Genomic DNA, 24,148 nt, shown 5'->3' on the forward strand with positions numbered 1-24,148 from the left:
TTTATTTCTCTACAATTCCACCAGCATCATTTCTTGAGCTTTCACTTGACTCAACATAGATTGCTTTTGCTACTTCTTTAAGTGCATTCCAATCTTCTAAATTAATTACAAGACCATTTTCACAAGCATCATTAAAGGCTTTTTTTAGTTGTTTTGGACTTATTAATTCAGAACTATCACACTTAGTCTTTATATCTTTTGTACTAATTTCAATAAATAGTGTTCTTTCATCAAAATCATTATTTGAAGAAATACAAACTTCTGGTAACTCATCATTTGCACCTATTAAATATGAAATACTTTTATCATCTGATGAATTATTCCAAGAGAATCTAGCACTTAAACCCTTTTTAGCAATTCTAAGAGCCTGAGGGAATACAAGCCATCTATTATGACAATTTTTAATCTCTAAAGTCACCGTTTCATTATTTGGTATAAATTCTAAAGCATAAGCTATTAATATTTGAATATGAGCTAAAATAGTATCATTATTTAAATCTACAACAATATGAGAATCTTTAGAAGTAATATTTAAAGCTGTTTTATTACCATCTTTTAAAAATTTTAAAGCATTTGCATAATGTTTTACACCATCTAAACCTACCATTTCAGTATCTACAACCATTTTAGAAATTATGTCAGCTTCTCCTGAATCTCTTTTTAATCCATTAAATGCATTACTACACATAGTTGTTAACTCTGTTCTTGAAACAGATATTTTTCCCTCTTCAATGTTTAATCTATCATCTTTACTTTTTGGAATTTGAGGGAATAACCACTCCTCATTATGAATTTCATTTGCTAATGGTGCACTTTGGAAGAATGTAACTTGAACCCATCTATCTGATCTTGGATCAAACTTCGTAGCTCCAAACATAGCAAGTTTAGCTCTTAATAAATCCATAGGTAGAAAATCTTCATCTAAAACATTTGCTTGAATTTCACCCATTTTACAAGCACCCATAGTCCAAACTCTTCTTACAATTGCAGAGTATTGTGGGTTTTCAAGTAAATACTTAGTTACTGGTTCATCATCTTTCACATCTTTTAAAGCTGCATTTAGATTAGTAACTCTTCTTGCTATATCTAAAGGAAGTTCTAGTTCATGTCCTTTATCAACATTTCTAACTCCAAGTCTTGGTTCACCTTTGTCTTCTGAAACATACCAAAACCAATAATTACTTTTTTGTGTTGAAAAGTCATAGTTTAAAGCCCAAGAATAATGAGATTTGATTTTTTCTTTTAAAGCTTTAATCTTAACACCTGCTAACTCTAAAGGTTGTTCATCTACTCTCATCTGGTTTTGATGAGAATCTACAAGTTCAGGATATAACTCAATAATAGAAGAGATTAAAACTTCTTGTGCTTCATAAGAAGCATTAGTTGAACTTTCAATTAAATCTTTATAAGTACTACCAATTAATTTTTTAGTCATTTCTATAATTGATGGAAGTTCTAATGATGCTTGAATATTTAACTTTTTTTGATTTTCATTTATAGTTATAACATCTTCAAGATGAGTAATAGCTCTATTTAAATATCCAACTAATTCTTCAGCTTTTTCTTGTGTAATTTCTTCTAATGATACTTTTCCTAATGCCTGTTCTCTTTGATATAACCAATTATCAACAACTTTTGGATGTCTTATTAAATAAGGAGCCATTCCTAAACCTGTTGCATTTCCTATTCCTAAAAATCTTTGAATATCTTTATCCAAAGTAACGGCTTTATCTCCACCTTTATTTTTAGCAATATAATTAGCCCAATCTAAAGAAAACTGTCTTAAGATATATACAGCACACATTTCAGCACTAAAAGATTGAGAGAAATCTGGGTTACTTTCTAATGCAACATAATCATTAATTCCAAACTTACCACTACCGTAAACAGCAGTTGTTCTAAGAATGTATCCAACTTTTGCTACTTCTTGAATATTAGGCTGTTCACCTGCTGCTAAAGAATCAATAACATGATCAAAAACTCTTACACTTTTATTAGCTCTTGCTAATACAAAAGCTCTATTAGTATTTCGACCTGCTTCTTGTAAAGGAACATTGCTTTTAAGTATTTCTAATAACTTATTACTAACATCACCTTCAATTAATGTAAAAGTTGTATCCCATTTCTCAGCAATTACCCTATCATTTCTTTCTTCATCTTTTATATGATTAGAAAAAATCACTACATTATATGTATTATTTGGAGTTTTAAGTTCATAGATAGCTGTTCCATATCCATCTTTACATAAATCCCATTTTGTATTTGTTATTTTCCAGTTTTCATTTGCCATTTTTCTTATTAATGTTCTTGTAAAACTGATTCTTGATTGATGCATTGCACCCATTCTTTTTAAATCCATTACTACACTTGGATCTCTTAATATTGGTTTTTGTGTTTTATTAATATTTTTACTCATTTCTCTCTCCTGAAATTTTTTGTAAAAAGAAGTATTAAATACTTCTTTTTACTATTTTAAACCCTGTTCATCTGCCATTTTGATGGCTATTTGCGGTGCATTCCATAATGCAGGTAATAAGATTAAAGATACAGGCACTGCTGTAATTACAATAAATGATTGTAATGCCGATATCCCTCCTGATCCTATTGATATTAATATAATTGCTAAAGCTCCCATTAAAATACCCCAGAACATTCTAAGATAAGGATGAGGCTCAGTACTTCCACTTACAACAACACTCATAGTATATGTCATAGAATCCCCTGTTGTTACAATAAAAATTGTAGTTAAAACTAAAAATAAAATTGACATAACCATTGGTAATGGTAATGATTGTGTAATTGCTAATAAAGAAGCAGGTAAATTAAAACCTTTAAATGCCTCACTAATAACACCTGGTTGTGCAATTTCAAATGATAATCCAGCTCCACCTACAATTGTAAACCAAAACATAGTAATTAGTGGAGCAAAAATACTTACAGCTAAAATTAACATTCTTATTGTTCTTCCTCTTGATATTCTAGCAATAAAAATAGCCATCATTGGTCCATAACCTAAGAACCATCCCCAAAAGAATACAGTCCACCAACCAAGCCATGAAGTATCACCTCTAAATGTAGCCATTGGTATAAAGTTTTGAATAACAGACCCTACACCTTGAACATAAGCATCAATAATAAATGCAGTTGGTCCAAAAATGAAAATGAAAAACATTAAGAATACTGCTAAAATAATATTCCATCTACTTAAAATCTGAATACCTTTTGTTAAACCACTTAAAGCAGAGATTGTATAAATAACAATTGCACATAAAATAATAGTAAATTGTGTCGTAAAAGTATCTGGTATTTCAAATAATTTATTTAAAGCATAAGAAACTTGTAACCCTAAGAAACCAATAGGCCCAATAGTTCCTGCTGCAACTGAAACAATACAGAAAGCATCAATAATTGAACCTAAAGGACCTTTTATAGCCTTATCTCCAAAAACAGGATAAAGTAAAGTTCTAGGTTTTAAAGGTAAACCTTTATTATAATGAAGGTACATTAAAACAATAGTTGTTAAAGTCCCTAAAATAGCCCATGCTAAAAATCCCCAGTGCATAAAAGATTGAGATAATGCATTTATAGCTTTTTGAAATAAATCAGTTTCAGCTCCATAAAATGGTGGAGGAGAAATAAAGTGAGCAATAGGTTCACCTGCCGCCCAAAAAACACCACCACCTGCAAGTAATGTACAAAGGATAATAGCTATCCATTGAAATGTACTCATTTCTGGCTTTTCTAAATTTCCTAAAACTACAGAACCAGTTCTTCCTAAACTTAAACCAATTCCTACTATAAATGTAGCAAATAATAAAAACTGCCAATAAGCTCCAAACATTTTTGATGACCAAGCAAAACCACCATTTACAATTGATGATAAAAGTTTAGAATCAACTAATGCTAAGATAACAAAAGCTACTAAAAAACCACTACTAATTATCAAAGATAATTTATCTAATTGTGGTTTTTTTTCAATTTTTTCATCATGACTTTCTACTTGCTCTAAAGTATCCACATTCGTTTCCATCTTCATATCCTTTTTATGATATTTTTGATAATATCACCTAAAAGTTTTTCTCAAAAGATTAACTTTTAGGTTCTAAACCGTCTTTTAAGAAGCTATACCAGTTCCCGCCAAGAATTTGATTAGCTTCTTTGTCTTGAAATCCATATTTAAGTAAACCATTATAAATATTTTCCATCCCTGACTCATCTTTAAACCAAGGTAAATCATCAGGCCATCCTGAATTTGAAGCATTCCCTTCTCCATAATCCATTGCTTTTGACCATTTTCCATTTCTCATCCACTCTAAAACCTCTTGCGGTTGGTTTAGACATAAGTCACTTCCAATACCTAAATGATCAACCCCTACTAAATCAGCAGTTTTTGCTATCATTTCACAAAAATCATCTAAAGTACATTTACTTCCATTTGGTAAATGAAACGGATATAAAGAAAAACCTAATAAACCACCTCTTGAAGCTAATGCTTTAATAACTTCATTTGATTTATTTCTTAAAGCATCATGGGCAAATGTCGGGTTTGCATGTGAAATACAAATAGGTCTTGATGAAATATCAATTGCTTCTAGTGTTGAACGTTCAGCACTATGTGACATATCAACAATCATTCCAACTCTATTCATTTCTTCTATTGCTTGTTTACCAAACCTAGTAATACCACTATCATTTTGCTCATAACACCCTGTTGCTAATAAGCTTTGATTATTATAAGTTAATTGCATAATAAGTAAACCTTGTTTTCTCATAACTTCAATTAAACCTATTTCATCATCTATTGGAGAGCAATTTTGCGCTCCAAAGAAGATACCTACTTTACCAGTAGATTTTGCCTTATGAACATCTTCCATGCTCATTACTGGCATAATCAAATCACTATTTTGTTCAAAATATTTATTCCATTGAGCAAATCTTGTTAGAGTTTCTCTTGCCATTTCATGGTAAACAAGTGTAACGTGAACAGCAGTTATCCCACTTTTTTGAAGTGAAAGGAAATAGTCTCTGTCCCATTTACAATACTGTAAACCATCAATAATAATTTGATCTTTATACATATTATTCCTTAGTAAGGTTTTTGGTATGCTGTTTTTACAATTGTGTAGAATTCTCTTGCATACGAACCTTGTTCTCTTGGTCCAAAACTTGACTCTTTTCTTCCACCAAATGGTACGTGATAATCTGTACCTGCTGTTGGAAGGTTAACCATTACACAACCACTTTGTGCTTCTTTTTTGAAAATAGCTGCTGTTTTTAAACTTTGAGTAATAATTCCAGCTGTTAATCCAAATCTTGTATCATTTGCAGTTTTAATAGCCTCATCTAAATCTTTTACTTTAATTACACAAGCCATAGGTGCAAATACTTCTTCTTGGTTTACATCCCAATCATTTTTTGTATCAACAAATAAAGTAGGACTCATGTAGTATCCCTCTTTTTCTAAGTTTAATTTCTCTCCACCAAATACTAGTTTTCCACCAAGCTCTTTTGCTCTTTCAATCCATTTGAAGTTAGACTCAAATTGATTTTTATCAGAAACAGGACCCATAAAGATTCCATCTTCTAAACAATGACCAACTTTTAATTCAGCCATTCTTTTTACCATTGCATCAACAAACTCATCATGAATATCTTCCATTACGATTAATCTTGAAGAAGCTGTACACTTTTGACCAGTACCAGAGAATGCACCAGCAATTGCTGACTCAACTGCTACAGAAATATCAGCATCAGATGCTACAACAAGTGAGTTTTTACTTCCCATTTCTAATTGACATTTAACAAAGTTTGCAGAAGTTGCTACTGCAATTTTTCTACCAGTTTCAACTGAACCTGTAAATGAAATAGCGTTAATATCTTTTGAGTTAATTAATGTATCACCAACTGTTCCACCTGAACCAAGTACTAAGTTAAATGTACCTGCTGGAATATCTTGTCTTGAAATAATTTCAGTTAAAGCAACAGCTGATGCTGGTGTTAAGTTTGCTGGTTTCCAAATAACTGCATTACCAAATGCTAAAGCAGGTGCGATTTTCCATGCTGCTGTTGCTGTAGGGAAATTCCAAGGAGAAATAATACCAACAACACCAACTGCTTCTCTTGTTACATCAATATCAATTCCTGGTCTAACAGAAGCTGCATTTTCACCAATTTGTCTTAAAACCTCAGCTGCATAATATTGGAAAAATTGACCTGATCTGTAAATTTCACCTTTACCCTCAGCTTTTGATTTACCCTCTTCTCTTGCTAAAAGTTCACCTAACTCTTCACATCTTTCAATTAGCTCATCACCAATTGCTTGAAGAACATTAACTTTGTGCTCTAAAGCAGTTTTTTCCCATTGTGGTTGTGCAGTTTTAGCAGCAGTAATTGCTTCATTTACTTGTTCAACACTTGCTTGTGCTACATTTCCAATATTTTCTGAAATATCTGATGGGTTAATATTTTCAATTGTAGAAACACCTTTTTGCCATTTACCATTAATGTATAAACCTTCTTCGTAATTATAAGTCATTTATTTTCCTTTGTATTTATATCAATTTTAATTATTTACTAGCTTGTGCGTATACTACAAACTCTACAAGCATTTCTTCTCTTGCAAGACCAGCTACAACAACTGCTGCTCTATTTGGATAAGGAGCTTCAAAGTATTCTGCATATACTTTATTTACTGTAGCTAAATATTCCCTATCAGTAACATAAATTAGTACTTGTAAAACCTCATTTGTAGAAACTCCTGCACACTCTAAAGTATGAACAAGGTTTTCAAAGGTTTTTCTTGTTTGAGCTTCTATTCCACCCTCAACTACTTTTCCTGTCTCATCAATTGGTATTTGTGCCGTATATAAAGTATTATTAGCTGTGATTGCCCACTCTAATGGTGCTTTTGAAGCAAATAATTCTGTTTTTACTGGTGTTTTTTTATTACTCATGAATTTCCTTTTCTTTTTTTATCTACATATCTTATATATAAATGATATATAAAAAGTTTACTCCATGTTTACTTAATGTAAACTTAAAATATATTACAAGTTTAATTTAAGTAAACTATTTTTTAAAATATTTATTTATATTAAAAATACTCTTATTATTATGATTGTTTTTTAGTGAATAAAAGATTGAAAGAAAAGCTTAGAAGACAAAACTATCATTTAAAATTTAGGAGAACAAATAATAATTTTGCCTTTTAAACTCTTGTCAACTCCTCTAAAAGAGGAATTGATATTTAAAATTTATAAGATGCGTAAATTCTTGATTGATATTCATTACTAGCATTATCTAATTGACCATGTAGCCATCTAAGCGAAAAGTCTTTAGAAACTTTGTAATCTATTATATAGTCTGTTTCTTTAGTCCTAGAGCTTGTACTTGTTTTCCAACTTATATGCATGATATTTGCAGATAGTTTATCTGTAAATTTATACCCTGCTTCAAACTTTGTTGCTTTCATATCTGCTGAATATCTTGAACCAGCATACCAACTCCATGTATAAATATAATCAGCTCCATTTCCTAAGTGCCATGCATCAATACCACCATCTTTTGAAACTTCACTATAAGAAGCAGCTAAAGATAAATCTTTTATATTTGTTGAAGCTTTTAAGGCATAGGCATTCCCATCATTATTTGCTGCACCATTATCATCAGACCCATAATATTGAGCACCTAATTTAAAGGCATTAAAATCATATTCTGCATTTAAATAATAAATACTTACATCTTTAGTATTATTAGCTAATAAATTTTTAGCCTTTACGTATTGTCCTGCTAAACTTAAATTCTTAATTGAATTATTTGTTGCATAAATAGAAAATACACCATCGCCTAAACTATCAAAAGAAGGAGCACCTTCATTTCCATCAGTTCTACCTTGATACTTACCTACATACATTAATGAAATAGAAGTATCTTTTATATCTGTATTTGTTAAAGTTGCAGCTTCAAAAGATTCTTTAAAAATTCTAGAACCAGAAGATGCAATTAGTGGAGTTGCTAAATACTGTCTACCCACTTTCAATGTTGTATTATTCATTTTATATTGGATATATGATTCAGATAAAACTGCTCCACTAACATTTTGATCAGCGTCATAAGCATTTGGATTTTCATCTAAATCCTCTGTAGCCACTGAAGCAGCTTGGAATGTAACTTTTGCACTTAAACCATTATAATCAGCTGTATGATATGAAAGGTTTATACCATTTGTCCATATATTTACTTTTTTTGAGTCATTACTTTCTTTTTGATAAAATTGTGATTTTAACTCACCTGAGACTTTACCATTTGAAAATGCTTCTGATAAACTATTAGCATTTGCTGTATTTAAAATTGCTAATGTAGCTATTAAACTAAGACTTAATTTTTTCACTTTTTCTCTCCTTAAATTGTGTACAAAAAAAGTTTATCCCATGAATACTTTATGTAAACTTAAAATATATTATAAGTTTACATAAAGGTTAGTGTAAAAAAAGTGTAAGTTTATTATTTAAAAATTTAATGCTATTTAATATAATTTAATCAAAACTATAAAATATATTTTATACTTAATTTTTTATTTTTATCTTAAAAATAATTTAGTATTGCATTAAAATTGTATAAATATTTTTAAAAGTATTTTGATTTATTCCCTCAAAGGGAATAAGCTTATTTTATTAGATTGAGTTTTTTTTCACAAAGTTTTCTATGTAGTCTATTATTTCATCAACATATTTTACTGCATCTTTTTCATTTTCATCATGTACAGCTTTTAATATTTTTTTATGTAGTTCTCTTACGACATCATTATCTTCTTTTTTTGAATAGTAATACCAAAATCTTCTTGATAAACCTTGAACGTTTCTAAGTTCTTCATATATAAAAAAGTTTTTTGAAGCTTTTGATAAAACTTCTTGTCTTTTCTCTAACCAATTTAAAAATTCTGGTTCTGTTAAGTCATCTACTGAATCTAATAATTCAGCAATATTATCTTTATCTACTTGAGTAAGTCTTTTTATTGCACACTCAACACAAGTTTTAAGAATAGGTCTTCTCATTTCTAAAAGCTGTAATTGTATTGATGAATTCATATCAGGAATCATAATACCTAATTTTGAAAAATTTACTAAAAAGCGTTTTGACAATAAAAGTAAAGCCTCATGAACAGGAGTTCTACCTGCGCCTAACATATCACAAATTTCTTTCTCTGTTAAAACACTGCCTGGTTCAATCTCACAAAAAACAATCATTTGTTCTAATTGTTTATATACTTGTTCTGTGATTGTTTGAGTCTTAGATCTTCTAATTTTTTTTTCTTTCATACTAAAAATAGCCTATTTTGTTTTTTTTATAATAAGATTTATATACTTTAGATATATTTAAAATATATTTTACTCATGTAAAACACTAACTCTTTGCATTAAATTTTGTATTTTTTCATTTTCACTTATATTTGATGAATAAAGGTCTTTTCTTGAATCTTGTAAAAAGTTCAACCATTTATTTGTTTCTTTTTCTTCTGCTGGTTCGCTAGAATCTAAACTATTTGTAGTAGTTTTATTTAAACTAAAAAGATTATCATAACTATTAGATGAAGTTTTTGAATTATAAAAATTATCTTTTATAGAATCAATATTTGAAAGACTTGTTTGTATTGATTTTTTTGCAGTTTCTCTTACTTCTTCACTTTTATATCTTTCTTTTTCATTATCAAGTTTTGATAATGATTCAAAATTAGCTGAAATCTTTTCACTAAGTGCTTGCTTATCAGAAATGTAAGAATCACTATTTTTATCAAGTTGACTTACCTGATATTCAAGTTTAACTATATCAATCTTTTTATTTATTTTATCTGCTTCAATCAATTCATAAGCGTCTGGGTTTTTAAGTCCTTGTAAAGTTCTTAACTCTTTTATTAAATTCTCTTTTTTTGTATTATCAGATGTAGAAAGTGTTGAATCTTCATACTTTTTACCTATTTCATCTAACTGTTTAGTTAAGCTAAACATCTGTTCATCATCTTGAACACTATGATAATCTTTTTCTAATAATTTCTGTATTTCTATATTGATTTTGTTTATTATGTCTTTATCATCTTGAGAATAAGGTAGCTCACTATTAACTTCTAATTCTTTTATTTGAGCTTTAAGTTCACTTTCTTTTTTTAATTCATCAGAAGTTAATACTTTTTTTGTTCCAAAAATATCTTCTAGTTGTTTTTGTAAACTATCAATTTTCATTAAGGCATTTGATTCATCTGAAATTTCAAGCTTTATTTCGTCACTTATTGATGGTTTATCAATATTTGATTCTTTGTTTGTATTTTGATTTTGTAAGTTTGATTTCTGAATTCCACCATTTTGCATATAAGCATTTATACTAGTATTTATCATCAAAATCCTTTTTTAATATTTATAAAAAAAATCAACTTCTTTTATTTTGTTTTATTTTAAAGCTTGAGCAACTAATTTATTCACTACTTGTGGATTTGCTTTACCATTTGTTGCTTTTAAAACTTGCCCTACAAAGAAGCCTAATAATTTAGTATTTCCAGCTTTAAATTTCTCTACATTATCAGGATTTTTTTCAATTACCTCAACTATTATTGGAGTAATTACTTCTGGATCACTTATTTGAACTAAGCCTTTTGATTTAACAATCTTCTCTGGTTCATCACCTGTTTTTGTCATTTCTTCAAATACTTGTTTTGCTATCTTGCTTGAAATTGTTTTTTCATCAAGCATTTTTACTAAACTTGCTATTTGACTTGCATTAAACTTAAGCTCTTCTACAGATGTTTCTTTTATTTGTCTTGCTACTTCTGTAACTACTATATTTGCTAAAGAAACACTACTACTTGGTACTTCAATTAGAGCCTTTTCATAAAATGAAGCTAGATATTCATCCCTTGCTATAATATTTGAAACTTCTGCATTTAATTTTAATTCATTTATATACTTATCAAATAAAGCTTGTTGTTGTTCATTCATTGCTTGGGCTTCACCATGAACTATTTCTTTTTTTTCTTGTTTTTTTGCTTGTTCTTTAGGCTTTACTTTTGTTGTTTTTTTAGCCCATGAATCTTTTAAGCCTACAATTTTATTAAATACTGGTTTTTCTTCACTATAATCAATAGGATCAGCATAAAAGTACCCTTGTCTTTCAAACTGGAATCTTTCATCTGGTTTCTCAGTAACTACAGCTGGTTCAACTAAAGCTTCTTTAATAATAGTAAGAGAATTAGGATTTAAATCCTCTAAACTTTCTGGAGCTTCATTTGCATATAATCTATCATATACTCTTACTTCTGATTTAATAGCTTGTTTTGCACTCACCCATTGAATAGCACTTTTTACTTTTATACCACTTGTATCACTTCCACTTTTTGAATCAGGATAATACTTAGCTTTTATTTCTGTAATATTTCCATTTTCATCTTTTATTACATCTGTACATGAAATAATATACCCATGTCTAAGTCTTACAGGTTGTTCAGGAGTAAGTCTATAATAGCCTTTTGGAGGATTTTCAGTAAAATCTTCTCTTTCTATATATAATTCTTTTGAAAAAGGTATTTTTCTTGTTCCTTCTTTTGGTACATCATGAGGATAATAAGAAGCTTCTATTTGCTCTAAGCCTTCATAGTTTTCTATAGTAACTTTTAAAGGATCAAGTACAGCCATAACTCTTGGCACTTTTTTATTTAAATCATCTCTTATTGCAAACTCTAATTGAGCTACATCAACCATAGAGTTAGCTTTAGCAATACCTATTTGATCACAAAAATTTAAAATAGACTCTTTTGTATACCCTCTTCTTTTGTATCCAGCAATAGTTGGCATTCTAGGATCATCCCAACCACTTACATAGCCACCATCAACTAATTCTAAAAGTTTTCTTTTACTCATAACAGTATAATTTATACCAAGTCTAGCAAACTCATGTTGATATGGTCTTGGAGGAGTTAATTCTAAAGTATCTAAAACCCAATCATAAATATCTCTATTGTTTTCAAATTCTAAAGTACAAATAGAATGAGTTACACCCTCAATATAATCAGATAAACAGTGAGCAAAATCATACATAGGATAAATACACCACTCATCACCTGTTCTAAAGTGATGTGCATGTCTGATTCTATAAAGAAGAGGATCTCTAAGCTTCATATTAGCAGCACCCATATCAATCTTAGCTCTTAATACATGTTCACCATCTTTGAACTCACCATTTTTCATTTTTTCAAAAAGGTCTAAATTTTCTTCTATACTTCTATTTGCATATTCACTTCTTTTTCCAGCTTGTGTTACAGTACCTCTGAATTCTCTCATTTGCTCTTCATCAATACTATCAACATAAGCTTTACCCATTTTGATAAGCTGTACTGCATAATCATATATTTTTGGAAAATAATCAGAAGTAAAATACACACTTTTCCCCCAGTCAAAACCAAGCCATTGAACAGCATCTTTTAGTGCTTCAACATACTTAGTATCTTCTTTTGTAGGATTTGTATCATCCATTCTAAGATTACAATGCCCATTGTAATCACTTGCAATACCAAAATTTATACAAATAGATTTAGCGTGTCCTATGTGAGGGAAGCCATTTGGCTCTGGAGGAAATCTTGTAACTACCTCATTATACTTGCCAGCTTTTAAGTCTTCTTCAACTTTAAGACGTAAAAAATCTTTATTTTCACTCATTATTATTAAACCTTTTGATTTTGAAACTTTTATAAGGTATAGATTTTATCAAATTTGTGCTTATAATACCTTAGAATTTCTACTTTTTTCTTGGCTAGTTTTGAACACAGAAGGAGTTATTTTTTCAAACTTTTTAAAAAACTTTATTAAATTAGTAATTTCATCAAAATCTAGTTTATTTGCTATTTCTTGTAAAGTGAGTTTTTCATCTAAAAGATATCTTTTTATTTTGATTAATAAAGACTCATCAAGATAAGCTTTTGTTGTTCTATTTGTGTATTTAAGTAAAACTCTTGAAAGTGTTTTACTAGAAATATCTAACTTTCTTGCATAATCCTCTACTCTAAATGTATATTTGTGAGTGTTTCTTACTAAATATACAAATTCATTATATAGCTTTTCATCTTTTGTTTTAATAGGAGTAGAATCTTTTACTCTTTGTCTTTTTAGTTGAAATAATAAAGCTTGAAATAAAGATTGTATTATAGGCTTTTTATACTCATCAGCTGGTTGCTGCAACTGATGAGTTAGAAGTTTTATATTTTTAAATATTGATTTTAAATTACTTTCATCTAATTCCAAGGCAGGAGAATACCTCATATAATCAAACATATCAGTTATATTATCTTTTACAACACTACAAAGGAAGTCTTCTGTAAATTCTAAAATATAACTTTTCATATTTGGATTTAACTTAAAAGAAGTAACTTGATTTTTAGCTATAAATAAAACTGTTCCTTTTTTGTATGTATATGATTTAAAATCTATATTATGTTCACCAAAACCTTCAATAACAATCATAATTGAATTAAACTTTATTCTATGATGTTTTTCTAATTGGTGTTGAAAGCTGGTAGATTTTAGAAGTTTTTTCATATCTAAAATTTGAAACTCTATATTTTCATCATCTAATTTCTGAAAAGGTACTTCTAAAAAATCATTATTCATTTATTTTCTTTCTAATACTTATTTTTTTAATATTATAAATAATTAAGCCTTTAAAACTAAAGAATAAGCCTCTTTATTTTTAAACATAACTACTATAACTAAAATTAAAATCACTAATGAGCCTGCAATACCCGATGGATCTAGGAAAGCATGAGCTAACACAGCATTTAACATAACAGGAACAATAACTACAGCCATCAATGCCGTAAATTTATTTAAAATAAAAGATAAACCTGATAATACTTGAATAGCTCCTACTATAGGGAAGATATAACCTGTTTTTGCTAACGCCATCATAAACATACCCATTTCTTCTGAAACAGGAAGATTTGCCATAAAATGTAAAAACTTATTTAGACCAAATACAAGAAGTAAGATACCTACTAATATTTGAACTGCGAATAATATTTTTGTTTTCATAATTTTTAACCTTTTTAAATTTTTATGTATTCTAACAAGTAGTCTAAAATATATAAAGGTAAAAAACGGACTATTATATGTAAAAAACAGACAATTATAAAATTATGGATTTAAATAAATAAAATAGACTTAATTTATAGATTTATAATCACGTATATCATATAATCCCCTTCTTAAAAAACTGCAAAAAGAGAATCATGATTGAATTAATAAATATATCAAAAAGCTATCCAACAGGAGAGCTTTATAGTGAGCTAAACCTTAGACTAAATCAAGGAGATAAAGTAGGTTTAGTTGGAAGAAATGGTACAGGAAAATCAACCCTATTTAAACTAATACTAGGGGAAGAACCACAAGACATGGGAGAGATTAAATTTCCTAAGGCTTATAAAATTGGTGCTTTAAAACAGTATTTTGATTTTACGGAAAAGAAACTTATAGATGAAACAGCACTTGCTTTAAGTGAAGATGATAAGTATGATATTTACAAAGCTGAAAAAATGCTTTTTGGTCTTGGTTTTAGTGAAGAAGATTTAGAAAAAGATCCAAAATCTTTTTCAGGTGGTTATCAAATCAGAATAAATCTAGCAAAACTTCTACTTACTGAACCTAATATGCTTTTACTTGATGAGCCAACAAACTACTTAGATATTTTATCTATTAGATGGCTAAAAGCTTTCTTGAAGTCATTTCAAGGAGAAGTTATCTTAATCACTCACGATAGAGAGTTTATGGATAGTGTTTGTACTCATACTTTAGGAATCGTAAGAAAAAGTGCCTTTATGATTCAAGGTGGTACTAGAAAGTTCTATGAGCAAATATTGGCAAATGAAGAACACCATGAAAAACAAAAAATTGCCCAAGAAAAAAAGATAAAAGATTTAGAAGAGTTTATTGCTAAAAACAAAGCAAGAGCAGCTACAGCAACACTTGCACAATCAAAAATAAAAATTTTAGAAAAAATGGAAATCCTTGAAGATATAGATTATGATGCAAACTTAAAGTTTGATTTTAACTACAAAGACACAGCAGCTAAATTTCTACTTGAAGTAAAAGATTTAAGCTTTGGGTACACACCTGATAATATACTATTCAAAAATATAACTTTTGCACTTAGTCGTGGTGAAACAATAGGTATCATAGGTAAAAATGGTAAAGGAAAATCAACTTTATTAAACACAATAGCTGGAGAACTTCAAGCTTTAAGTGGAAGTGTAGATTTTCATCCATCTTGTGTTTTTGGACATTTTGGACAAACAAATATCTCACACTTAAATAAAGATAATACTATTATGGACGAAATTTACAGTGTAAATCATAAACTTCCAGAAGCAGTTATTAGAAGTATATGTGGTCTTATGATGTTCAGTGGAGACAATGCAAAAAAGAAAATCTCACTTCTTTCAGGTGGTGAGAAATCAAGAGTAATGCTTGGTAAAATTATCGCACAAGATGTTAACTTACTTTTCCTAGATGAGCCAACAAACCACTTAGATATAGACTCAATTGATGCTCTTACAAATGCTATCAAAGCTTTTGAAGGTTCTTGTATGATAGTTACTCACTCAGAAGAGCTGCTAAGAGCTGTTTGTGATAGACTTATTATCTTTACAAATGATGGTGCTGATTACTTCAATGGAACTTATGATGAGTTCTTAGAAAAAGGTGGTTGGGATGATGGTCAAGATGAACCAAAGAAAAAAGTAGCAAAACAAAAAAGAAACAAAAAAGAAATAAGAAAATTAAGATCAATAATCGTAGCTGAAAAAAGTAAAGCAACTAAACCACTAAAACTTGAAATAGAAGAAATTGAAGCTTTAGATGGAGTTGAAAAACAGAAAAAACAAGCAAGACTTATAGAACTTCAAACTGAACTTGAAAAACTAAATGCTCAGTTTGAAAAAAAGATGAATGAAGTTTAGTAAAAATACTTAACTATCAAAAGGCAATACTATCTCAAAAACAGCACCTTTAAAAAGTGTGCTGTTGTAAGTAAAAGAAGTATTATAAGCTTCTATTTTTCCATTCATATTTTTTACGATAATCTCTCTACTCATATAAAGCCCTATTCCAGTACCCTGTGCTTGGTGTTTTGTAGTAAAGTATGGTTCAAATATCCTATTTATAATATTTTTAGGAATTCCTCCTGCATTGTCTTTTATTTGGATTTTAATTGAATCATCGACTTTTGATACATTTAAAAATACTAACTTTTCAAAATCTTTATCTTTTTTTATAAGTTCATCTTTTGAATTATTTAAAAGATTTATTAGTACTTGAATAAGTTCATTTTTGTAAGAATTTATTTGAAAGTCTTCATTATTTCGTATAATCGTTATGTCTTTATTTTTAAAACTTGTTTTCACTAAAGATAAAGCATTATCTAAAGCCTCTTGGAGATAAAAACACTTTTTATCTTTATCTGTTTTAAAAAAGTTTCTAAAATCATCTATTGTATTTGATAAGTATTGAACTGTGTTATTTATATTGTCAAGACCTTCGATAAGACACTTATCACTTAAAATACTCATCTCTTTTTGAAGCTTTAGTCCACTTGCTGTTGTTGATATTATAGAAAGAGGTTGCCTCCATTGATGGGCTATATTACCTATCATCTCACCCATTGCTGCCATCTTTGATTGTTGAGCTAATAAGGTTTGTTGTCTTGTGTTTTCTAAAGCTTTTTCTTCTATAGCTCTTTTATATCTTAAAAATCTTTTTCTCAAAATCCGTGAAAGATAAGTCGATATTGTAAGTAAAACAACTGTTACGAGGATTGTAACTTCTAAAGTATTTAAAAGATACTGTTCAAATTGCTTTTCTAATTGAGTTTTTCTTTGTTTTATTGAGTTTTCTATTTCATCTTCATAAAAACCTGTTCCTATCATCCAGTTCCATTCATTTAAACCTTTTACATAACTTGTTTTATTGATTGGCTCATCAATACCTGGTTTTTTATTTTGAATATAGGTATAGTATCCTTCACCTTTTTTAGATATTTCAAATAGATCATCAATAACTTTTTTTATATTAATAGTGTCATTATTATCTATTGCACTTTGATTTATAAAGTTTTTTCTTATATGACTTAAATAAATAGAATCATAATTGATGATAAAAATATAACCACTTTTACCATATCTTATTTCACGTATATGTCGTAAAACCCTCTCTTGAATCTGTTTTTCAAAATCTTCTATATATTCTCCTGTACCGATAAACCAGTTAAAGGGTTCAAAGTTTTTTACAAGACCAAGTTTTTTTCTTTGTTTGTCAGGATTTTTGGGATTGAACCAGTACCATTCATAAAATGCTTTATCATGTTTGCTAAGTAGTGATGTCATATCTTTTATGATATAAGTACCTTTTGCATCTTGATGATTCCAAAAATCCTTACCTTCAAGCTCACGATTATGAGGAAGAAGTAGGTTTTTACCACTATTCTCATATACAAAATAGTAACCTCTACCATCTAAAAATCGAATATTTCTAAGGGCATCTATTATCAGTTTTTTTACAGTTTCTATGTCTTTATCTTTGTTTTCTAAATAGATACTAGAAGCAATAGCATAGGCATTGTCTACAGCTTCATTTAGTGAGCTTTTTAGTTTGTTTTCTGTTTGTTCTTGCTCTCTTTTTATAAAATCATAAACTTCTGAAACTCTTTGTTTTATAAGTTCTTTGTTTTTTTGAGAATATTCTGATTGAATATTGTTTTTTTCATTTTCAAAACTTGTTTTTGTTTTTGTGTATTGGATTATAAGAAATATAGTTGTTACTATAACTATAAAAACTGTAGGTGAGTATTTTATTATTTTTAATAATTTTTCTTCGTCTTCAAATATCATCATATACCCCTAATTGAGACATATAATAACATAAAAAAGTTATATTTTACCCACACAAATAACTCAAAAAGTGATAATTTTTGGATAAGTTGTGTTGATAATTGAAACTAGAAGTGATAAAAAAGTATAAAAGAATCAAAAGCTAAAAGATGAATATGAATAATATATGATTAGATTTACTAATAGAATAAAACTTACACAAAAAAGAATAGATTCTATTATATTGTGTAAAATATAAGAAGTATACTTCTTAATATTTAATTTTTATGGTATTATACGAAATATACTTCTTAAAAGGAAAAAAATGAATCTATCAGAACTTGGAAAAGAGATTCAATTATTAAGAAAAAATAAAAAGTGGTCACAAGATGATTTAGAAAAATATTCAGGTATCACAAAAAGAACTATCTCTAAAATAGAAAATGGTTTTATCGATGAAGTAGGTATAAAAAAAGTTGAAATGATATTAGATTTATTAGGTCAAGAGTTTGCTTTAAGGCCTAAAGGAAGACCCAAGACTTTAGAGGAACTGCAAAATGAACACTGATTTAAAAGTATTTATAAATAAAATTGACAGTGGTTCTTTAGCTTTTGAAAATGAACAATATGTATTTAGGTATAAAGAGTCTGCAAAAGATATTGTAAGTCTTACTATGCCTATTAGAAATGCAAGTTGGAATAGTAGTAAGCTTCATCCTATTTTTCAAATGAATATGCCAGAAGGAGCATTAAAAGAAACTATTAAAAACCACTTCTCAAAAATTCAAACTATGAATGATATAAACTTTTTAAAACTTATTGGCCCTTATATGCTAGGGCGTATAAAGTTTGAAAAAATCCCTGATAGTATTGAAGACTTGGAATTAGATGACATTTTAAATACCCCATCGCAAAATTTATTTGATGAACTTTTAGAAAGGTATGCTATTCGTTCTGGTATATCAGGTGTTCAACCAAAACTACTTCTGCAAGCGCACGATAAAACAACTATGAAGTTTGAACACTTTATCGTAAAGTCTTGGGAAGAAAACTATCCAAATTTAGCACTAAATGAATATTTTTGTATGAAAGCTTGTTCTTATGCAGGTCTTCCTACACCAGAATTCTATATTAGTGACGATTTTTCAATGTTTGTAATGAAACGATTTGATATAAATAATGACAAATATTTAGGTTTTGAAGATATGTGTGTACTGACAGCACGAGGAACAGAGCAAAAATATGATGGAAGCTATGAAGAGTGTGTAAGAGTTATAAAAGATGTAATATCTCCGACAAGAAAAAAAGAGAGTTTAAAAATCTTTTTTAAAGCTATAATTATGAATCATTTACTAAGAAATGGTGATGGGCATCTTAAAAATTATGGGATTTTATACGAAACTGATTTTGAAGACTCATACCTTGCACCAATTTATGATGTAATAACCACTACTATTTACCTAAAAAACGATATACCTGCTCTAAGACTTAGTGATGGTAAGCTATGGTGGAAAGAAAAAACATATAAAACATTCGCCAAACAAAGCTGTGGATTATCAAATAGTGAATATAAAACAATACTTGAAGAATGTAAAGAAGCAGTTATTAAAACAAAAAATGAAATAGAGATATTTAAAGAAGAAAACCCTAATGAAAAAGCTTTTTTAGATAAGCTTATGTCTTGTTGGAGTGAAAGTATTTAAGAGAAGGATATGTATTATCTATCCTTCTTGTTTTATTAATTTATAGTTACTAAATATATTTTTTCTCTACACGGTCTCTTAGTTTGTTTTATCTTTTTTAAAATAAAGATTATAAACTATTTACTAAAACTATAATACTTTAGTTGTTTTTTAAGTTATCTACAATAAAATTTAAACCACATAAATTATATTAATTTATTAGCTTAAAGAAAAAAGTATATATTATTTATAATGAGTAATATAATTATTATATTAATTAGAGTATTATTTATGTTATAAATTTAGGAGTATATAACAATATGTCAATTTCAAAAATTGAAATAACTAATCTACTATCTTTTGATAAACTAACTATTGATGACTTTAGAGAAATTAATTGTATTGTAGGAATGAATAATGTAGGTAAATCAAATTTTTTAAAGTTAATACAATTTTACTATTTAAAACTAGATAAAAAAAGAGCACTTCCACCTAAGCTTAATAATAACTATACTCCTTATGGAACAATAACTATTACATACAACTTAGAAGAAATTAGAAATATTGTTACTAGAAAAAGAAACAATGGTAAAAGTGATATTTTTCCAGCAATTTTTAATACATTTTTTTCAGATAAATCTTTTCTAAATTTACTAAATAATATGAGTAATATAAATATCAACAGCTCTACTAATGACAAAACTGATTATAAATTAACTCTATTTATAAATAAAGATGAATCTATTTATTGGTCAACAAATGATAGAGAAATTTTAAAGTTTATAAATTACTTATATCCATTTTTTTACATAAATACTAGAAAAATTGATCTACATGATTGGAGTTACTTATGGGAAATGATAAGTAAGATAAAAACATATAAAATAAAAAAAGTGAAGCAAAAAGATTTCTTATCATTTATTGATAATCAAATGAAAGAAGATACAAATGAAATTAATTCAAAGTATAGTGATGATATAAAAAAATTCCAGAACATTATTAATAGATATGGGTTAGATTTATCAAACTATTCTTTTAATGAAAAAATAATTAACTTAATAAAAACTGGTTTAGATGGACATGACTTTAATTTTCATGGAGAAGAAATAGATATACAATCTGATGGAACTAATTCTTCTAACTATTTACAAATCTTTATATCATTAATGCTAATATTATCAAGAAGAGAATATATTATTCCTGCATTATATATTGATGAACCAGAAATAGGATTACATCCTAAAAAGTCTGAAGAATTTATATATAATATTTATAATATTTTTGAAGAACTAAATGTAAATAATTCTAAAAAACAGTATCCGCATATATTAATATCAACCCATTCCCCAATATATTAAAACTGATAATCAAATTATTTGAAGATAAACAACAAGTACTACATTTTTCAAAGAAAATTGTACCAAATGTTAAAAACAAATCTATCTATAATACAAAAGTTAATAGATTAAAATCTACATATACAGAAAAACGATTTTTGAGTAGATTTACAGATAATGAAGCTAGACTTTTTTTTAGTAAATTTATATTATTTGTTGAAGGAGAAACTGAACTAGAATTATTTGGTCATAAAAAATTATTGAACTATTTTCCTTTATTAAAAAAAATTGATATTTACAAAAGTACAGACTTAACAAAAATTAGAAATATTAACCCATCATATTCTAAGACTAATATACCTTATTACATATTGTATGATTTAGATAAAGTTGTTGATATAAAAGAAAAATATAATCTAATAAATGAAAATTATAGTTTTTCAGAGAGATATAAAGAGTCTTTAAAAATGTATCCGTCTAATACAAATCTAGGACTTAAAATACCTGATTATAAAAAGATGATTAATTATTTATCAAATAACCTAAAATATGAATTCAATTACTCAACATCAGATGATATTATGATTGATTCTTTTACTTGTGATAAATTAGTTATTGGAAAGTATAAATGGAAAGATAATGATTATAAAACTTATCTTAGTCATTTAAAAAACTATTTATATCATGAGAATATTATAATCGCTGATACAACTATAGAAAATGTGATTATAAATAAAAATACAATTAAAATATTTATTAAATGGCTTTTACATGAAGTTAAAGTTAATACTCAATTAATAAAATACAATAAACTTGATAGTTACAAAAATTTGAAAGATAATACTGCAAAGAAGAAATACCATAAAGAAGTTAAATATTTAACTTCTAAATATATAAAAGATACAAAACAAAAAAACAATATACTATTTAATAACTATTTAAAAAATAAAAAGTTTATCTCAAGTAAAACTAAATATTACAAATGTTGCAAGAATCATTACACATTTGTTGAAAATAGTAATAATCATTTCAATAAGTTTTTTAATTATCAAACCGTACTAAATAAAGAGGATAATGACTTAGAATTAAATGAATTAAACTATTTAAATAAGGTAAAAAAACAATACCTTCTTAACCTAAATTCAATAATCAATAAAATAGAAAAAACAATTAGTGAAGATGAATTTGTATACTTGTTTGTTGTTTTATTTAATGGTAAAACACAATGCTTGAGGGATAAAAAATTTTTTAATAAAAAAACAAAAAAGTTATTTTCACAAAATTTAAAAACAATTACAGATCTCTTTTCATCAATTAATTACTTTTTTGGAAGAAAAACTAGTAATTGGTTAACTTGTTTTTTAGATTACTATTTAGTACATAAAGAACAAGTTTATTCATCTGAATTGAATCAAATAAAAAAAATCGAAATAATCAGAGAAGATTTTAAAAATGATTTTAAAGATTTATATGCTATCATCAACAGTATCAACTTAAAGTTGGCAGAATGAATAGTTTATTTTCGTTAAGAAGTAATCGTGTGCTAGACACACCGGATATATTTTTATATATTCAAAGTATTCTATATACTAATGTGATTGTTCAATCCCTTAGCTATATTCGTAATAACACAGTAAACTGTGACTTTATGTACCCTGTGTGCCAACTTTAGGATTTTAAAATGATTAATTTACAATATGAATTATCTACGCTAGGAATAACTTCTAAATTTCAAAATATATCAAATATTCAATATTCCGAAAAATGTATTAACGAAAACTATTTTTATAAGGTTATCGATAAAGACTTAGAAAAAGTACAGAAAAAACTTGCTTCAAGTTTAGCAAATAAAATAGAAACAAATCTTTCTTCTTTTGCTTATAGAAAAGGTGTCTCATATTTTGACTTTCTACTACCACATAAAGATAACTATAATTTTCTAAGACTTGACATAAAATCTTTTTTTCACTCAATAAAAGAAAAATATATTAGGAAAACATTTGAAAACTATTTAAAAAATGTTGATAACAATAGTTTTTTAAAAATGGAAGATGATAGTTTGGCTATTGATAGTTTTTTAAATATGATTACTTTAAAACTACCTACTGTATGTTCTAATACAAAATATCATAATAAAACTATTTTACCAATAGGATTTGTTACTTCACCAGTAATATCTAATATTGTATTTAGACCTATTGACATACAAATTCAGAAACTATGTGAAAAATATAAAATAACATATAGCAGGTATGCAGATGATATGTTGTTTTCATCAATAAAAAATGAATCTCATATATTTACAAATGATTTTATTAAGGATATAAAGAAAATATTATCTCAATTTGACTTTAAACTTAATCTTAATAAAAAAATAGAAATGAAACATACTTTATCTTTAAATGGTTATACAATTAGTAACTCAGAGATTAGAATATCAAATAAAAAAATAATAGTTATAAAAAAAATGATTCATTTTTACAATTCAAAAATGAAATCTAAAGAAATCTTAAGAAGACTATATAATTATTCTCTTCCTCAAAGATGTAATAGTTTATCTACTATTGAAAAAAATAAACTTTATACAGATCAATTATTAAATAAATTAACAGGATATAGATCTTTTTTAATTTCAATAATAAAATTTAATAATAAACATAAATCATTCAATGAGAAAACATTAACGAAGAAGAAGTATCAACGACTTATTTATGAAATTGAAAATATAATTGAAAATATAAACAATTAAGAATTAATTAAATAGTTGCTTTTAAGAAGACATTTACCTAATTAAACATTGTTTCAAATCTTCATCAGTAGGTCTAATATATCTCATAGTGGTTTTAATATCACTATGTTCTATAACCTCCTTAATGAACTTAGGGTTGATAGATTTGTTCATATCCGTAATGTTTCCACTACTAAAAGAATGACTAGAATACCTATGTCTTAAAACTTTTTGTATAAAACTATTCACATTTGAAATATAAGTTGAACTACTTGGAGTTTTTAGAGGATTACCTTTTCCTGTAATAATAAAATCGTTCTCTTTAGTATCATCATTAAATAAAAAATGTTTTTTATTTGTTTAATAGCTTCCCTTTGAAAAGAAAAGCTTCCTCTCTTTCCTAGTTTTATGTGGAACAATAATCAATTCTTCTTTTTTAACGATTGTATCTATATCTTTAACTTTTAACTGCTTTACTTCATTAATTCTCATTCCAGCATAAAAAAGG

Annotated in this window: 18 protein-coding genes; 6 read left to right on the forward strand and 12 right to left on the reverse strand. The window is 27.3% G+C overall.

Annotated elements, in window-relative coordinates; all coding sequences use genetic code 11:
- Position 1: 1 nt before the first annotated feature.
- From ACH5BK_RS03645 to ACH5BK_RS03695, 11 genes are all read right to left on the reverse strand, one after another.
- Positions 2 to 2,416, reverse strand: coding sequence for a DUF3726 domain-containing protein (locus ACH5BK_RS03645; protein WP_404304523.1), 2,415 nt, complete (start codon positions 2,414 to 2,416; stop codon positions 2 to 4).
- 51 nt (positions 2,417 to 2,467) lie between these two features.
- Positions 2,468 to 4,030 carry a BCCT family transporter gene (locus ACH5BK_RS03650; protein WP_404304525.1) on the reverse strand — a complete coding sequence of 521 codons (1,563 nt, stop codon included), beginning with the start codon at positions 4,028 to 4,030 and terminating at the stop codon, positions 2,468 to 2,470.
- 58 nt (positions 4,031 to 4,088) lie between these two features.
- A complete protein-coding gene (locus tag ACH5BK_RS03655; protein ID WP_404304526.1) occupies positions 4,089 to 5,078 on the reverse strand; it encodes a membrane dipeptidase in 990 nt (329 codons plus the stop codon).
- A gap of 8 nt (positions 5,079 to 5,086) precedes the next feature.
- Complete coding sequence (locus tag ACH5BK_RS03660; protein WP_404304528.1) at positions 5,087 to 6,535, reverse strand: aldehyde dehydrogenase family protein; 1,449 nt, start codon at positions 6,533 to 6,535, stop codon at positions 5,087 to 5,089.
- Between the two features lie 31 nt (positions 6,536 to 6,566).
- The gene (locus ACH5BK_RS03665; RefSeq protein ID WP_254575759.1) at positions 6,567 to 6,953 is read right to left on the reverse strand and encodes a RidA family protein; all 387 of its coding nucleotides are present in this window, start codon (positions 6,951 to 6,953) and stop codon (positions 6,567 to 6,569) included.
- A 293-nt stretch (positions 6,954 to 7,246) separates the two neighbouring features.
- Positions 7,247 to 8,389 (reverse strand): porin, encoded by a 1,143-nt coding sequence (locus ACH5BK_RS03670; protein WP_404304530.1) that lies wholly within the window; start codon positions 8,387 to 8,389, stop codon positions 7,247 to 7,249.
- A gap of 283 nt (positions 8,390 to 8,672) precedes the next feature.
- Positions 8,673 to 9,317, reverse strand: a complete 645-nt coding sequence (locus tag ACH5BK_RS03675; RefSeq protein WP_404304532.1) for a GntR family transcriptional regulator — start codon at positions 9,315 to 9,317, stop codon at positions 8,673 to 8,675.
- A gap of 69 nt (positions 9,318 to 9,386) precedes the next feature.
- Complete coding sequence (locus ACH5BK_RS03680; RefSeq protein WP_404304534.1) at positions 9,387 to 10,388, reverse strand: hypothetical protein; 1,002 nt, start codon at positions 10,386 to 10,388, stop codon at positions 9,387 to 9,389.
- A 51-nt stretch (positions 10,389 to 10,439) separates the two neighbouring features.
- Positions 10,440 to 12,698 carry a glutamine--tRNA ligase/YqeY domain fusion protein gene (locus ACH5BK_RS03685; RefSeq protein WP_404304536.1) on the reverse strand — a complete coding sequence of 753 codons (2,259 nt, stop codon included), beginning with the start codon at positions 12,696 to 12,698 and terminating at the stop codon, positions 10,440 to 10,442.
- Between the two features lie 60 nt (positions 12,699 to 12,758).
- On the reverse strand, positions 12,759 to 13,646 hold the full coding sequence (locus ACH5BK_RS03690) for a helix-turn-helix domain-containing protein (RefSeq protein WP_404304538.1): 888 nt from the start codon (positions 13,644 to 13,646) through the stop codon (positions 12,759 to 12,761).
- Between the two features lie 42 nt (positions 13,647 to 13,688).
- A complete protein-coding gene (locus ACH5BK_RS03695; RefSeq protein WP_404304540.1) occupies positions 13,689 to 14,066 on the reverse strand; it encodes a hypothetical protein in 378 nt (125 codons plus the stop codon).
- Between the two features lie 197 nt (positions 14,067 to 14,263).
- Between ACH5BK_RS03695 and ACH5BK_RS03700 the strand changes: the two genes are divergently transcribed.
- Positions 14,264 to 15,988, forward strand: a complete 1,725-nt coding sequence (locus ACH5BK_RS03700) for an ABC-F family ATP-binding cassette domain-containing protein (RefSeq protein ID WP_404304542.1) — start codon at positions 14,264 to 14,266, stop codon at positions 15,986 to 15,988.
- A 9-nt stretch (positions 15,989 to 15,997) separates the two neighbouring features.
- Here ACH5BK_RS03700 and ACH5BK_RS03705 read toward each other — a convergent pair whose 3' ends face one another.
- The gene (locus tag ACH5BK_RS03705; protein ID WP_404304544.1) at positions 15,998 to 17,914 is read right to left on the reverse strand and encodes a cache domain-containing protein; all 1,917 of its coding nucleotides are present in this window, start codon (positions 17,912 to 17,914) and stop codon (positions 15,998 to 16,000) included.
- 304 nt (positions 17,915 to 18,218) lie between these two features.
- On the opposite strand from ACH5BK_RS03705, the gene ACH5BK_RS03710 reads away from it, so the two are divergent.
- From ACH5BK_RS03710 to ACH5BK_RS03730, 5 genes are all read left to right on the forward strand, one after another.
- Positions 18,219 to 18,461: a helix-turn-helix domain-containing protein gene (locus ACH5BK_RS03710; protein ID WP_404304546.1), complete on the forward strand. Its 243-nt coding sequence runs from the start codon at positions 18,219 to 18,221 to the stop codon at positions 18,459 to 18,461.
- Positions 18,451 to 19,596, forward strand: a complete 1,146-nt coding sequence (locus ACH5BK_RS03715; protein ID WP_404304548.1) for a type II toxin-antitoxin system HipA family toxin — start codon at positions 18,451 to 18,453, stop codon at positions 19,594 to 19,596. Before ACH5BK_RS03710 ends, ACH5BK_RS03715 begins: the two co-directional genes overlap by 11 nt.
- Positions 19,597 to 19,895: 299 nt before the next feature.
- Positions 19,896 to 20,933 (forward strand): retron Eco8 family effector endonuclease, encoded by a 1,038-nt coding sequence (locus ACH5BK_RS03720; RefSeq protein ID WP_404304550.1) that lies wholly within the window; start codon positions 19,896 to 19,898, stop codon positions 20,931 to 20,933.
- Positions 20,934 to 21,070: 137 nt separating this feature from the next.
- Complete coding sequence (locus ACH5BK_RS03725; RefSeq protein ID WP_404304552.1) at positions 21,071 to 22,423, forward strand: TOPRIM nucleotidyl transferase/hydrolase domain-containing protein; 1,353 nt, start codon at positions 21,071 to 21,073, stop codon at positions 22,421 to 22,423.
- A gap of 170 nt (positions 22,424 to 22,593) precedes the next feature.
- Complete coding sequence (locus ACH5BK_RS03730; protein WP_404304554.1) at positions 22,594 to 23,661, forward strand: reverse transcriptase family protein; 1,068 nt, start codon at positions 22,594 to 22,596, stop codon at positions 23,659 to 23,661.
- The last annotated feature ends 487 nt before the right edge of the window (positions 23,662 to 24,148 follow it).

The sequence above is a fragment of the Arcobacter sp. YIC-80 genome, from assembly GCF_044841725.1.
GTDB lineage: Bacteria > Campylobacterota > Campylobacteria > Campylobacterales > Arcobacteraceae > Arcobacter_B.